The organism is Pseudomonas sp. UYEF17, from assembly GCF_040546125.1.
Lineage (GTDB): Bacteria > Pseudomonadota > Gammaproteobacteria > Pseudomonadales > Pseudomonadaceae > Aquipseudomonas > Aquipseudomonas putida_Z.
Genome location: NZ_JBEPNE010000029.1, coordinates 1 through 14,677 on the forward strand (window position 1 = coordinate 1; position 14,677 = coordinate 14,677).

11 protein-coding genes are annotated in these 14,677 nt (G+C 63.4%); 7 read left to right on the forward strand and 4 right to left on the reverse strand.

The features are described 5' to 3' along the window. Nucleotides 1–745: 745 nt before the first annotated feature. The 3 genes from ABIB24_RS25650 to ABIB24_RS25660 all read left to right on the forward strand — a co-directional run bounded on the left by ABIB24_RS25650 (nt 746) and on the right by ABIB24_RS25660 (nt 5,129). The gene (locus ABIB24_RS25650; protein ID WP_085587991.1) at nt 746–1,978 is read left to right on the forward strand and encodes an aromatic ring-hydroxylating oxygenase subunit alpha; all 1,233 of its coding nucleotides are present in this window, start codon (nt 746–748) and stop codon (nt 1,976–1,978) included. A 300-nt stretch (nt 1,979–2,278) separates the two neighbouring features. Then, nucleotides 2,279–3,607: an MFS transporter gene (locus ABIB24_RS25655; RefSeq protein WP_025339613.1), complete on the forward strand. Its 1,329-nt coding sequence runs from the start codon at nt 2,279–2,281 to the stop codon at nt 3,605–3,607. A gap of 31 nt (nt 3,608–3,638) precedes the next feature. Further along, the gene (locus tag ABIB24_RS25660) at nt 3,639–5,129 is read left to right on the forward strand and encodes an aldehyde dehydrogenase (RefSeq protein ID WP_025339614.1); all 1,491 of its coding nucleotides are present in this window, start codon (nt 3,639–3,641) and stop codon (nt 5,127–5,129) included. A gap of 211 nt (nt 5,130–5,340) precedes the next feature. Here the strand turns inward: ABIB24_RS25660 and ABIB24_RS25665 are convergent, their stop codons facing one another. The 3 genes from ABIB24_RS25665 to ABIB24_RS25675 all read right to left on the reverse strand — a co-directional run bounded on the left by ABIB24_RS25665 (nt 5,341) and on the right by ABIB24_RS25675 (nt 8,640). After that, the gene (locus tag ABIB24_RS25665) at nt 5,341–6,291 is read right to left on the reverse strand and encodes a LysR family transcriptional regulator (RefSeq protein ID WP_137164303.1); all 951 of its coding nucleotides are present in this window, start codon (nt 6,289–6,291) and stop codon (nt 5,341–5,343) included. Between the two features lie 110 nt (nt 6,292–6,401). Beyond that, on the reverse strand, nt 6,402–7,727 hold the full coding sequence (locus ABIB24_RS25670; protein ID WP_025339616.1) for an NAD(P)/FAD-dependent oxidoreductase: 1,326 nt from the start codon (nt 7,725–7,727) through the stop codon (nt 6,402–6,404). 19 nt (nt 7,728–7,746) lie between these two features. After that, nucleotides 7,747–8,640, reverse strand: a complete 894-nt coding sequence (locus ABIB24_RS25675) for a dihydrodipicolinate synthase family protein (protein WP_025339617.1) — start codon at nt 8,638–8,640, stop codon at nt 7,747–7,749. 220 nt (nt 8,641–8,860) lie between these two features. Between ABIB24_RS25675 and ABIB24_RS25680 the strand changes: the two genes are divergently transcribed. Then, entirely contained in the window at nt 8,861–10,714 is a 1,854-nt protein-coding gene (locus ABIB24_RS25680) for an ABC transporter ATP-binding protein (protein ID WP_137164305.1), read from the forward strand. 175 nt (nt 10,715–10,889) lie between these two features. Here ABIB24_RS25680 and ABIB24_RS25685 read toward each other — a convergent pair whose 3' ends face one another. Then, nucleotides 10,890–11,660, reverse strand: a complete 771-nt coding sequence (locus tag ABIB24_RS25685; RefSeq protein WP_025339626.1) for an IclR family transcriptional regulator — start codon at nt 11,658–11,660, stop codon at nt 10,890–10,892. A gap of 154 nt (nt 11,661–11,814) precedes the next feature. Between ABIB24_RS25685 and ABIB24_RS25690 the strand changes: the two genes are divergently transcribed. Genes ABIB24_RS25690 through ABIB24_RS25700 form a run of 3 tightly spaced genes read left to right on the forward strand, consistent with a single transcriptional unit; the run spans nt 11,815 to nt 14,667 of the window. Next, on the forward strand, nt 11,815–12,624 hold the full coding sequence (locus tag ABIB24_RS25690; RefSeq protein WP_085706405.1) for a shikimate dehydrogenase family protein: 810 nt from the start codon (nt 11,815–11,817) through the stop codon (nt 12,622–12,624). A 4-nt stretch (nt 12,625–12,628) separates the two neighbouring features. After that, a complete protein-coding gene (locus ABIB24_RS25695) occupies nt 12,629–14,362 on the forward strand; it encodes an FAD-dependent oxidoreductase (protein ID WP_274079756.1) in 1,734 nt (577 codons plus the stop codon). Further along, entirely contained in the window at nt 14,347–14,667 is a 321-nt protein-coding gene (locus ABIB24_RS25700; protein WP_025339629.1) for an NIPSNAP family protein, read from the forward strand. The genes ABIB24_RS25695 and ABIB24_RS25700 overlap by 16 nt, the downstream gene beginning before the upstream one ends. Nucleotides 14,668–14,677: the final 10 nt, after the last annotated feature.

The following is a 14,677-nucleotide window of genomic DNA, read 5'->3' on the forward strand; positions in this document are numbered from 1 at the left end:
GCCTGCGCCGGACCTGTGGGAGCGGGTTCACCCGCGAAGCAGGCGACGCGGTGGATGGCACCGGCTGCGCCGGTGTTCGCGGCCACGGCCGCTCCCACAGGTACAGCGCGAGCCCGAAGCCTGCGCCGGACCTGTGGGAGCGGGTTCACCCGCGAAGCAGGCGACGCGGTGGATGGCACCGGCTGCGCCGGTGTTCGCGGCCACGGCCGCTCCTACAGGTACAACGTGAGCCCGAAGCCTGCGCCGGACCTGTGGGAGCGGGTTCACCCGCGAAGCAGGCGACGCGGTGGATGGCACCGGCTGCGCCGGTGTTCGCGGCCACGGCCGCTCCCACAGGTACAGCGCGAGCCCGACGCCTGCGCCGTACCTGTGGGAGCGGGTTCACCCGCGAAGCAGGCGACGCGGTGGATGGCACCGGCTTTGCCGGTGTTCGCGGCTAAAGCCGCTCCTACAGGTACAGCGCGAGCCCGAAGCCTGCGCCGTACCTGTGGGAGCGGGCATGCCCGCGAAGCAGGCGACGCGGTGCTCAATCTCACAGGCACCATGAGATTTGGTTATCAAAGCGCCCCACTAAAAATTGATTTCGCTGTCATGACCTGCTCTCTAGACTGAATAAAGGCAACGATAAAACTCAACGTTTTCAGCGCATGTTCAACCGCCCCGGTAGTTCATTCGCTGGCGTGCTCGTGCGCGTCGTGGATAAGGCTTGTTGCAAAGCGTTGTTGTTTAAGGAGTACATATAAAAATGCACAATCACACCGCTGGATTAGACTTGATCAAACAACGCAAGCCGCAACACGGTTTGCCGGGCGCCGCCTATATGGACCCGGTGCTCTATCAGCAGGACCTCGAGCACATCTGGTACAAGGAATGGATCTTCGCCGGCCACACTTTCGAAATGGAAAAACCGGGCGAATACCTGACGCTGCAAATCGGTGAATACCCGGTTGTCGTAGTGCGCGGCAAGGACGGCGTAATACGTGCCTTCCATAACGCCTGCCGCCACCGGGGCTCCAAAGTCTGTACCGAAGCCAAGGGCAAAGTGGCCAAGCTGGTATGCCCGTACCATAAATGGACATTCGAACTGGACGGCAAGTTGCTGTATGCCGGCAACATGGGTACCGACTTCGACCCGTCCGAGCATGAGCTTGCTCCTGTGCACTGCGAGATCGTGCACAGTTACATCTATGTCTGCGTCGCCAGGCAAGCACCGGACTTCGAAAAGTTCCGCAGTGCCGTTTCACCGTTCATTGGCCCTCACTACCTTGAAGACTGCAAGGTCGCGTTCGAATCCCACCTGGTGGAAAAGGGCAACTGGAAGCTGGTCTTCGAAAACAACCGCGAGTGTTATCACTGCGACGGCACCCACCCCGAACTGCTGTGCAGCTATACGGAGCTGGCCTCCGTACGCGGCGACGGCAATGCAGAAGACCCGGTATTTGCCGAGTACTGCAATACGCTCGAGGCAGCCGGCCTCGCCAGCCGCCTGGTCATGGACCCCAATGGCCAGTTCCGCATGACCCGCATCCCGCTCAACCCAGGTGCCAGCAGCTACACCATGGACGGCAAGCCGGCCGTGGCCCGGCGCCTGGACCGCAGTGGCGTGGAGAACATTGGCGCCCTGCTCTACTTCAACTACCCCTCTACCTGGAACCACTTCCTCGGCGACCACGCCTTGAGTTTCCGCGTGCTGCCGGTAGGCCCCGGTGAAACCGTCGTCACCACCAAATGGCTGGTGCCGAAGGACGCACAGGAAGGTGTCGACTACGACATTGACCGGTTGACCAAGGTCTGGATGGCGACCAACGACCAGGACCGGCGGTTGGTCGAAGGTACCCAGGTGGGCGTGACCTCCCCCGCCTACATCCCCGGCCCGTTCTCTTCGATCATCGAAAGTGGCGTGTGCCAGTTCGTCGACTGGTACTGCGACCTGATGACCAGGCGGCTGACCGAAGCGGCGTCGAACAGGATCCTCTGACGCCCACGGCGGAGGGTGCTGCCCTCCGCCGGCCCCAGCCGGTCTACCGGATCGACGGTAGCTTCCTGGCGCATCCCCTCGGCACTGGCCGCCAACCATTTCAGAAGTTGGCTACGAAATTTGACGCCGTAATGGCGCAACGGCCGTTGCCCACACTTCGCCCCCACTTTTCAACTTGACCCGCTGTATGGGAGCCAAGCCTTTTCCCCGGGCAAGACAGAAACAAGACCACAACATCTGTCGCGTGCAACCCGGGCACCCCGAACATTGCAACTGCCATGAATTTCAAAGGAGACAAGAATGATAAGTCCTGTACTCACGGTTGAAGATGTACCCCTCAACAAGTTTCACAAGTCGCTGACTGTCCGTTCAGGCGGTGGCGGTTTTGCCGACGGTTATGTGCTGTGCGTGATTGGCGTCGCCCTGGCGCATATATCGGCGACGTTGCAGTTGAGTACGTTCTGGGAAGGCCTGATCGCCGCTGCGTCCCTGATTGGCGTGTTCTTCGGTGGGTTTCTCGGTGGCTGGCTTACCAACCACCTGGGCCGGCGCAAGGTGTATTTCATCGGTCCGCTGCTGTTCATCGGTGCCTCGCTCGCCCACTTGTGGGTCGATACGGCAATGGGCATGTTCCTGCTGCGGTTGCTGATCGGCATTGGCGTAGGCATCGAGTACCCGGTGGCCACGTCCATGCTCGTCGAATTCATGCCGCGCAAGTACCGCGGCTCACGCCTGGCCATGCTGACCCTGTTATGGTTCGCCGGGGCTGCGTCGGCCTACCTGTTCGGGGAGTTGCTGCTGCGCACTCTGGGTGCCGATGCCTGGCCGTTGGTGCTGGCCAGCTCCGCGCTGGTGGGGGTGTTCCTGTTCGTGGTGCGCCTGGGCACCCCGGAATCACCTCGCTGGCTGCTGAGCAAAGGCCGCGATGCCGAAGCCGAGGCCGTGATCAAGGCGGTGTATGGCAGCGATTTCGGCCTGCACAACCTGCCCGAGGAACAAAACACCCGCAGCCTGACCTTCGCCAACCTGCTGCACTCGGGCTACGGCAAGCGGATGCTGTTCATCGTCAGCTTCTGGACATGCTCCATCATTCCGGTCTTTGCGGTGTACTCGTTCGCCCCCAAGGTACTCGGCGCACTCAACCTGAAAGGTGATATCGCCTCCCTGGGCTCGGCACTGATCACCCTGTTCTTCGTCTTCGGCTGCATGATAGCCACACGCATCATCAACCTGATCGACCGTCGCACCATGCTCAACTGCAGCTTCCTGCTCTCAGGCCTGGCCCTGCTGTGCCTGGGCATTTTCCATGCGAGCCCAGGCCTGGTCATTCTCATGCTGTTTGCCGCCTACGCGCTGTTCATCGGCGGCGCCCAGGTACTGGTGCTGGTCTACCCCAACGAAATCTTCCCGACCGAAATCCGTACTTTCGCCGTGGGCGTCGGTACCTCCGTGTCACGCATCGGTGCGGCAGTCGGCACCTACCTTGTGCCCCTGTCGCTGGATTCGCTGGGGATCGCGCAAACCATGTACATCGCCGCACTGGTCTCGTTCGTCGGCCTGTTCATGTCCTGGGCCCTGGCACCGGAAACACGCTCGCTGAACTTGCAGCAGGCGGCATCGCTGGGCTGATCTGAAACAACACTGTCAAAGGGAACACACAATGGCTGATTTGCTGAGCAAGCAACAATACGCGGCCCTCGCCGCCGAACTGCAACTGCGTACCCAGGCGTTCATCGACGGTGAGTTCCGCGATGCCATCTCGGGCAACACCTTCGTCACCACCAACCCGGCCACCGGCAAGCAGCTGGCCGAAGTCGCCGCCTGCGACGTCAACGACGTGAACGTGGCCGTGGCCGCCGCCAAGCGCGTGTTCGAGCAGGGCACCTGGTCGAAGATGCAGCCGAACGACCGCAAGCACGTGCTGCTGAAGTTCGCCCAGCTGCTGGAAGACAACGCCCACGAGCTGGCCGTGCTGGAAGCGCTGGACAGCGGCAAGCCGGTCAGCGAGTGCCAGAACGTCGACGTGCCGGAAACCATCCACACCATCCGCTGGCACGCCGAGCTGATCGACAAGATCTACGACGCCACGGCGCCGACCGGCAATGCCGCCGTGACCATGGTGGTGCGCGAGGCCATCGGCGTGGTCGGCCTGGTGCTGCCGTGGAACTTCCCGCTGCTGATGCTGGCCTGGAAGATTGCCCCGTCGCTGGCCGCCGGTTGCTCGATCGTGGTCAAGCCGGCCAAGGAAACCACCCTCAGCGCCCTGCGCGTGGCCGAACTGGCCCATGAGGCGGGCATTCCTGCAGGCGTGTTCAACCTGGTGCCTGGCGGTGGCCGTGAAGTGGGCGAGGCCATTGGCCGCCACATGGACATCCCGATGGTCAGCTTCACCGGCTCCACCGACACCGGCCGCCTGTTCCTGAAGTACGCCGCCGAGTCCAACCTCAAGCGCATCGTCCTGGAGCTGGGTGGCAAGAACCCGGCCGTGGTCATGAACGACTGCGAGGACCTGGACGAAGTGGCCCAGTTCGTCACCGCCGGTGCGTTCTGGAACATGGGCGAAAACTGCTCCGCTTCCTCGCGCCTGATCGTGCACAAGGACGTGAAGGACCAGCTGCTGGGCCTGATCGCCAAGCACCTGAAGGACTGGAAGTTGGGCGATCCGCTGGACCCGGACAACCGCCTGGGCGCCATGGTCAGCAAGTCGCACTTCGAGAAGGTCAAGTCGTACCTGGAATACGCCGCCGAGCACAAGCTCAGTATCGTCCAGGGTGGCGAGACCGAGGACGGCGTGTTCGTGCAGCCGACCATCGTCGACAACGTTGGCCGCGACAACAAGCTGTTCGTCGAGGAGATCTTCGGCCCGGTGCTGAGCGTGACCAGCTTCGAGACCATCGACGAGGCGATCGAGCTGGCCAACGACACCGTCTACGGCCTGGCGGCCTCGGCCTACACCGGCAGCCTGCGCAATGCGCTGCGCCTTTCGCGTGAAATCCGCGCGGGCGTGGTTACGGTCAACTGCTTCGGCGAAGGGGATGTCACCACGCCGTTCGGTGGTTACAAGGAGTCCGGCTTCGGTGGGCGCGACAAGTCCATCTGGGCCCATGACCAGTACACGGAGCTGAAGACCATCTGGATCAACGCTTCGTGACCTGAGCAAGACCGGTGCTGTTCTGACGGAGTTCGGCACCTGGCCGCTTTTGTGGTGGCTTTGCTGGCCCTATCGCCGGCAAGCCAGCTCCCACAGGGACCCCACAGTCTTCACGGCCTGTGCAGTACCTGTAGGAGCGGCCTTGTGTCGCGAAAGGGCTGCGAAGCAGCCCCAGGATTTTAATGCAGATACACGAATTGCCGGGGCCTGCTCAGAACTTCGACAAGATCCAGTCCCGCACGCGGCAACACGCGCTGTCGTCCTTCTTCTGCTCGTTGAAGGTCAGGAAGTGCTGGCTGTCCTTGTGCACCAACTCCTGCGCCACCGGCCGTACCAGCACCCCCTCCTCGATCAGCGGCTCGATCAGGTAATGCCAGCCCAAGGCGACCCCCTGGCCCTTGATCGCCAACTGAACCAGCGAGCCGTAATCGTTGGAATGCAGCAATTGCGCACCTGCCGCCACCCGTGCACTCAAGTCGACATTGTGGTACTCGAACCACATGTACCAGTCGATGTGCTCGGCAATCTGCGAGCGGCCGTAAGGGCTGAGGTTCAGCAGTGAGCCCTGGCTGATACCGTCCAGCGTTGCCACTTCGGGGTGCTGTGCCAGGTAGCCCGGGCTGCAGATCGGGTAGATCACGTCATAGGCCAAAGGGTGGCTGCTGTAGCCTTCCCTGATCTTCGACAGCTTGTTGATGAACATGTCAGGCTGGACCCCAGGTTCCATGTTCACGAAATTCTGGGTGATGACCAGGTTCAGGTCGATGTCCGGGTTCGCTGCCAGAAACTCCGGCAACCGCGGCGTCAACCACAAGCCGGAAAACGCCGGTGTACAGCACAGTGTCACCACCCGCTTGCCCTTGTTCTGCCGACGTATGCGGCTCGAGACCTGGGCGATGTTGCTGAGCGACAGCTGTACGGCATCGAAAAAGATCGCGCCTTCGGGCGTAAGCGCCACCGCCCGCCCGTTGCGGATGAACAGTTCGGCGCCCATGAAACCTTCCAGCTCACGTATCTGTTTGCTGATGGCCGCCTGGGTGACGCACAGCGACTCCGCCGCGCGGGTGAAATTGAGGTACTTCGCCGCCGCGACGAACGCCTTTACGGCGCGCAGCGAAGGCATTTGTATAAGCGCCTGATCGGGCTCTGTGTGCTTGACCATTGACCTCTACCAGTTATCAGGAAACGGGGGGCAGTCGCCGCTGGCCCATCATACAAAAAAAGGGCCTCGATCGAGGCCCTTCGGTACTTCATCGACACGACTGGCGCGCGCTATTCATCGCCTGCACGCAGCTCCTTGAACTTCATGTTGGCCTTGGCGCCGATGGTCAGGAACGGCTGTGGCGGCAACGGCTTGGGCTTGTCATAGGCGCTGAGTATCTGCACCAGTTCACTGTCGATGCCCACTGCCAGGTCCGCCGCAGCGATGCCTGCCGCACTCGACTTGGAAGCACCCAGCCCGTTGCAACCACAGGCAGCGATCACTCCGGTATCGACTTCACCGAACGCTGGCACGCTGTTCCAGGTCAGTGCCATGGGGCCGCCCCAGCGGTACTCCATGCGCAACCCCTTGAGCGTGGGGAAACGCGTCGCGAACTTGCCGTCATGTACACGGCCGGCACTGTTCACCTGGCCATCGCCAATGGTCAGGCTCGGGTTGTAGCTGTAGCGCCAGCGCACCAGAATCCGGTCACTGTCACCATCGCTGATCCGCCGCACCGTGGTGCCCATGGGCAACGCCGGGGTGGCCGCCCAGGTACGCTGGCCCGGTAGAAGTCTGGGGTCGAAGCGCTCGGTCAGCGAAGCGTAGGTGAACACATGCAGCAGCTTGCCCTTGAAGAAGCCGAAGCTCTGCGCATGGCCGTTGTTGGCGAGGATGATCTTGCCCGCGGAGACCATGCCGTTTGGTGTTTTGATCACCCACGCGCCACCCACCTGCTTGAAGGACAGGGCCGGCGTCTGTTCATACACCTGCACCGGGTCAGCCAGGGCATCGGCAAAACGCCTGACGTAGGCCGCCGGCTGGATCATCACCGTGCCCGGCATGAACATGCCCGAGGTGTAGGCCGGGCTGCCCGTTACCTCGCCAATCTGCCGGGTGTCCAGCAGCTCATACCGCTCACCCAGCGCGTCGAGTTGCTTGCCGTAGGACAGGATGTGCTCGTCCCCCTGGGTGCCCCGGGCCACGCTGAAGCGCCCACAGGGGTCGAAGACTTCCTTGCCCCAGCCATGCAGGTCGGCCAGCTCCCTGCCCAGGTCGATGGCCGTGCGGTACAGCTTGATGTCACGCCGGGCGCGCTCGAGCGAACCACCACCCAAGCCCTCGGCGGACACTTCATGCGGCAGGTCGATGATGAAGCCGGAGTTGCGCCCGGAGGCACCCTCGCCGACCAGCCCGGCCTCGAGCACCACGACCTTCAGCGTTGGGTCACGCCGGACCAGTTGGCGGGCCGCCGACAAACCGGCAAAGCCACCCCCGATGATGGCAACATCCGCCGTGACCGCACGGTTGAGCACGGCCTTCGCCTGGCGGCGTGGCAGCATCTCCACCCAACCCGAGCTGCCATTGTTGCTAGGCAATTTCGAAGCAGTGTACATAGTGAGCGCCCCTGCGAAATCAGGAAGCCGATGCTTCGCGTTCGATCAACGGAGCCAGTGCCTCGCGCAACGCACCCAGCTTGCTTTCGGCCAGGCGGGCCAACGGACGGCGCGGGTTGCCTGCGTCATACCCCATGATCTGCGCGCCGGCGTACACCGACTGCACATAGTCACCCTGCCAGATCAGCGACATCACCGGGGCCAGGCTCTTCCAGATCTGCTGCACCTGGGCCCAATTGCCTTCGCTGGCAGCATTGGCCACGGCAACGCAGGTCTTCGGCGCCATGTTCGCGCCACCCCAGATCAGCCCTGCCGCGCCGGCGAACAGCGCGTAGGGTACCAGCGGGTCCGCGCCGTTCATGGTCGGCAGGCCGGTGCGCGACAACGACGCCTGGGCTGCCAGATCGCCGCTGCTGTCCTTGACCGAGACAAAGTTGGGGATCTGGCTCAGTTGCTTGAACAGCGACGGTGTCACTTCGACACCGACGGCCTGTGGCACGTTGTAGCCGATGATCGGCAGGCCGGCCTCGGACACGCTCGAGTAGAAGTCGACAATGCCCTGGTCGTCGGTGGGGCCTTCGAAGAAGGGCGGCAGCACCATCACACCGTCGGCACCGCAGTCCTTGGCGTGGCGGGTGCGCTCGACCACTTCCTCGACCAGCAGCGCCGAAGTCTGCGCGATGACGCGGGCGCGGCCGTTGATGACCTTGGCACCAAAGGCCACCAGCTCCTTCGATTCATCCTTGCTCAGGTAAACGTGCATCCCGGTTCCGGAGCTGAGTACGAAACCATGCACACCTGCAGCGATGTAGCGCTCGATCAGGCTCTCGAAACGCGCGTAGTCGATCTTGCCCTGTGCATCGAACGGGGTGGTGATGGCCAGGTTTACGCCGGAAAACTTGAATGCGGACATTGGGGTAACTCCTTATTGTTTTCAGCTGGACGGTCCAGCCAAGGCATTGAGCGTGCTGCGGCTCCATGCAAAAGGCTAAAGTCTCATCCACTGTGCATACAGCGACATTTCGGGCGACGACTTGATGAGAAAAGGTTATGCCGCACACTGCACGAACCCCCGCAGGCCTGAGTGATCTGTATGGTTAGCGCCAGGCAAAAGCTGATTTTCGGAGACAAGCATGCTGCGTATTTTTGAACGATGGCTCGACCCCTTCCCCCCTGACGAGATACCACCGCCACCGGTTGGTCTGTTGCGCTTCATGTGGGCCTGCACCCGGGGCGCGCGCGGCTACATCCTGGCGCTTGCGCTGTTCAGTGCCGGGGTATCGATCTACGAAGCCTGGCTGTTCGCCTTCCTCGGCCAGGTCGTGGACCTGCTCTCGGACTGGCAGGCCGGCGGTGCCGTCGGCCCCGAAGAAACCCGGGTGCTGTGGGGCATCGGCATCGTCCTGCTGGTCAGCATCGGGTTGGTGGCGCTGCGCACCATGCTTCAGCACCAGGTACTGGCGATCAATTTGCCGCTGCGCCTTCGTTGGGACTTTCACCGGCTGATGCTGCGCCAGAGCCTGTCGTTCTTTTCTGACGAGTTTTCCGGCCGGGTCACCACCAAGGTGATGCAGACGGCGCTGGCGGTACGCGATGTGTTGTTCACCCTCATCGAGATCCTGCCCGGGATCGGCGTGTACTTCATCGCGATCATTGCCCTGGCCGGTGGCTTTGCCCTGAAACTGATGCTGCCATTCATTGCCTGGGTCGTGCTGTTCGGCCTGGCCATGCTGTATTTCGTGCCACGCCTGGGCAAGGTCGGCCAGGAGCAGGCCAACGCCCGATCATCGATGACCGGGCGGGTTTCTGACGCCTACACAAACATCACCACGGTGAAACTGTTCTCGCACGCCAACCGCGAAGCGCACTTCGCGCGCGCAGCCATGGAGGACTTCAAGCAGACCGGTTTTCGCCAGATGCGTCTGGTGAGCCAGTTCGAAATCGTCAACCAGGCGCTGGTGGTGGGCTTGATCATGGCTGCCGGTGGCTATGCGCTGTGGCTGTGGCACCAGGGCCAGGTCGGCACCGGGGCGGTGGCGGCGATCACCGCCATGGCCTTGCGTATCAACGGCATGTCGCACTGGATCATGTGGGAGATAACCTCGCTGTTCGAAAACATCGGCACCGTGCAGGACGGCATGGCCACCCTCACCCGCGGCCCCAAGGTAACGGATGCGCCCGGCGCTGCCGAGCTGGTAACCAAGGGGGGCGCGGTGAGTTTCGACAAGGTCGGCTTCAACTACAACGGCGAGCGTCAGGTGCTCGACGACCTGAGCCTGCACATCAGCCCGGGCGAAAAAGTCGGTTTGGTCGGCCGCTCCGGCGCCGGCAAATCCACCTTGATCAACCTGCTGCTGCGCTTCTACGACGTGGACCGTGGGGAAATCCGCATCGACGGGCAGAACGTGGCCAAGGTCACCCAGGACAGCCTGCGCAGCGCCATCGGCATGGTCACCCAGGACACCTCGCTGCTGCACCGCTCGATTCGCGACAACATCGCCTATGGCCGCCCCGATGCGACCGAAGCGCAGATCCGCGCCGCTGCGGCCAATGCCCAGGCCGATGGTTTTATCAGCCAGCTCAGCGACCGCCAGGGCAACACCGGTTACGACACTTTGGTGGGAGAGCGCGGCATCAAGCTGTCTGGTGGCCAGCGCCAGCGCATCGCCATTGCCCGGGTGATGCTGAAGAACGCGCCGATCCTGCTGCTGGACGAAGCCACCAGTGCGCTGGACTCGGAAGTGGAAGTGGCCATTCAGGAAAGCCTGGATGAAATGATGAAAGGCAAGACCGTCATCGCCATCGCCCACCGGTTGTCGACGATTGCCGCCATGGACCGGCTGATCGTGATGGATGAAGGGCGCATCATCGAACAAGGCACCCATGCGCAACTGCTGGCGAAGAATGGTACTTATGCGCGGTTGTGGCAGCACCAGAGCGGCGGGTTCCTGGGTGAGGACCAGGGCGTGGCCGAGGCGATGGAGTAGGCAGGAGGTGGGATCAGGTACCGCGTCGCCTGCTTTCGCGGGCACGCCCGCTCCCACAGGGATCGCGCCAGGGCAGGGACTTCTGCACTCCTGCAGAATCAACTGCCCTGGCGCGATCCCTGTGGGAGCGGGTTTACCCGCGAAGACGGCAGCACGATTCCCGGACCATACCGCTTCAATCCAGCACCGGCCGCAACAACGCCTGGGCCTCGTACAGGGTCGGCAGATACCGCAAGCGTATTTCATCCACACTCAACCGCGAAGCATGGGTGGTGATGGTCAACGTCGCTTTCAGCCGGCCAGCCCGGTCCAGCAGTGGCACACCCAGCACGCGCATGCCGATTTCATACTCTTGGTCCACGATACAGAACCCCTGCTCCTTCACCCGCAGCAACTCCGCCTCCAGCTGTAACCGGTCCGTCTGCGTATAAGGCGTCAACCCTCGCAGCGGGTTACGCGCAAAGTAGGCATCCCGCTCCCCCTCATCCAGCCAGGCCAGCCAGACGCGCCCGCCGGCGGTGCAATACATCGGCACCCGCGAACCCGGCCGGATCGACAATGAGGCCACATGGCTGTAGCGGCTACGTACCAGGTGGATGATCTCGTCACCATCACGGGTACCTACCGACACATGTTCCTGGGTCTGCCGCGCCACCTGCTCGACGATCGGCCGCAGCATGCGCGGCAGTTGCGCCGAGTCCACATACGCCTGGCCAAGGCGCAGCGCCTTGGGCGTAAGCCAGTACTCACGGCTGTCGGTTTCGGCAAACCCTTCGTGCACCAAGGTCAACAGAAACCGCCGCGCGGCACTGGGGGTAAGGCCGGACAACCTGGCCGCCTGCGGCACACTAAGGCGCGGCTGCTCGGCGCTGAACAGCTGCATGAGCGCCAGGCCCTTCTGCAAGCCGGCAATCAGGTCACGGGGGTGGATAGCGGGGGTGTTCATCTATTCGACTCGCAAGCAGGGCAAATACAGCCGATTACCGCGATAACCGGATCAGTGATGCGATTATCGCATCAAACGGCCGATCAGCGCATTGTTACCCACGCCCCCTTGCCTCACCCTTGGCCTGCATAACAACGCCAATAAGGAGGTCAGCATGATTCGTGGTTCCACTGAACTGGTCGCCATCGTCGGTTCGCCCATTGCCCAGGTGAAGTCCCCCGAAAACTTCAACACCTGGTTCGCCAACAACAACTGCGACCTCGCCATGCTGCCCATCGACCTGCATGAGGCCGCACTGGATACCTTCGCCGGCACCCTGCGCGGCTGGCAGAACCTGCGCGGTTGCGTGGTCACCGTGCCGTACAAGCAGGCCCTGGCCAGCCGCCTGGACGGCCTGAGCGAGCGCGCAGCCGCGCTGGGCTCGGTCAATGTAGTGCGCCGTGAGCAAGACGGTCGCCTGCTGGGCGACAACGTGGACGGCGCCGGCTTCCTCGGTGCTGCGCGCAAACATGGCTTCGAGCCGGCGGGCAAGCGTGCGTTGGTGATCGGTTGTGGCGGGGTCGGCAGTGCCATTGCCTATGCGCTGGGCGAGGCCGGCATCGCCAGCATCACCCTCAGCGACCCCAGCACCGCGCGCATGGGCGCTGTGTGCGAGTTGCTCGGCAATGCCTTCCCCGCGGTCGAACTCGCCACCCGGGTCGACGGGCTGGAAGGCTTCGACCTGCTGGTCAACGCCTCCCCTGTCGGCATGGGCGGCAGCGCGGAACTGCCGCTGCCTGCCGCCCTGCTCGCCACCTTGCAAGCCGAAACCCTGGTCGCCGACGTGGTCACCTCGCCCGAGATCACCCCGCTGCTGAAGCGGGCACGCCAGGTTGGCTGCGCGGTCCAGACCGGCCCGGAAATGGCCTTCGCCCAACTCGGCCACCTAGGCGCCTTCATGGGCGTCACGCCGCTGGAGATCTGAAGCCATGCCGACGCATGAACACGCGCAACACAACTTTGACCTGGTCGTGCTGGGCAGCGGCGCCGGTGGTTTTACCGCTGCCGCCACGGCCGCGCGCCATGGGTTGAAAGTGTTGGTGGTGGAAAAGGCCGAACACTTTGGCGGCACCTCGGCGATTTCCGGCGGGGCGGTGTGGCTCTACGGTACCGATCAAGCCCGCGCCGCTGGTGCGGTGGACTCCCCCGAAGCCATCCGTACCTACCTCAGGCAGGTCATCGGCGACGGCTACGACCCCGCCCTGGTCGACGCCTTCATCGAGCATGGCCACCAGGCGCTGCGCTGGCTGGAGCAGAATACCGAACTGCGCTACGCCCTGCGCCCGCACTCGCCGGACTACTACCCGGATGCCCCCGGTGCCACCCAGTTTGGCCGGGCGCTGGAGATGGTCGAGTACGATGGCAAGCAGCTCGGCCCGTACTTCAAGGACCTGCAGATGCCGCCGCCCGGCATGTTGCTGTTCGGCGGCATGATGGTCAACCGCGTGGATATCCAGCATTTCCTCAGTATCCGCCGCTCGCCCCGGTCGCTGTGGCATTGCCTCAAGCTGATGGCGCGTTATGCGCGGGACCGTCTGCATCACCCGCGCGGCACGCGGCTTACCACCGGCAACGCCTTGATCGCCCGCCTGGCCAGCAGCGCCTTCGCCCATGGCACGCAGCTGTGGTTACGCAGCGAAGCCCTGGAGCTGATCGTCGAACGCGGCGTGGTCACCGGCGTGGTGGTGCAACGCGAAGGGCGCCGTGAACGGGTGCTGGCCCGGGGCGGTGTGGTGTGCGCCATGGGCGGGTTCGCTGCAGGCGCGCTGGCCGACAGCTACCGGCCGACCCGGCAAGCGCCGCACCTGACCATGTCACCGCCCAGCAATGACGGCGCTGCCCTGCGCCTTGGCCAAGCCGTGGCCGCAGCCCAGGGTGAGGGCCTGGTGGCCAACTTCTTCTGGGCACCGGTTTCTGAACTGCGCCATGCCAGTGGCGAGCATGAGCGCTTCCCGCACCTGGTCACCGACCGCGCCAAACCGGGTGTGATCGCGGTGGGCCCGGACGGGCGACGCTTCGTCAACGAGTCCGATTCCTACCACCACTTCGTGCAAACCATGTTCGCCAAAGGCATTGCCAGCTGCTGGCTGGTCTGCGATGCCGAGGCGATGAACCGCTACGGCCTGGGCCTGGCGCGGCCAAAGCCGGTGGACAACCAGGCATTGATCGACGCCGGCTACCTGCACCGCGCCGCAACAGCGCAGGCCCTGGCCAAGGCCATTGGCGTCGACCCACAGGTGTTCATGCAGACACTGGAGCAGTTCAACGCCGACGCCCGTAACGGCATCGACCGCGCGTTCGGCAAAGGCGGCAACAGCTACAACCGCTACATGGGCGACCCGCAACACACGCCCAACCCATGCCTGGCGCCGCTGACCAGCGGCCCGTTCTACGCCATCCGCATCCACACCGGCGACCTCGGCTCGGCCCGCGGCCTGGTGACCGACGCCCAGGCCAACGTGCTGAACCGCGATGGCCAGCCGATTGCCGGGCTGTATGCAGTCGGCAACGACATGAACTCGCTGATGAAAGGCACCTACCCCGGCCCCGGTATCACCCTGGGCCCTGCCCTCACCTTCGGCTGGCTTGCTGCCAACCACATCGCCGCGCGCCTGCAGGCGCCAACCACCCACATGGAGACTCCAGCATGTACTACGAACTAAGAACCTACACCCTCGACCCACTGAAAATGGCCGACTGGCTGAGCCTGTATCAAAGCCACGCGCTGGAGGTGCAAAGCGAGCATCTCGGTAACCTGGTCGGCTTTTTCACCAGCGAGTTCGGCGAGGTCAACCAGGTGGTGCATATCTGGGGTTATGCCAGCCTCGACGAGCGCATGGCACGCCGCGCAGCCATGGCAGCGGACCCGCGTTGGGCAGAGTTCTCACGGCGCAACCGCGAGCTGGGCGCGGTACTGCACTTGCAGTCGCGAATGCTGCGGCCCACCGGTTTTTCGCCGCTGCAGTAAAACCTTCCTC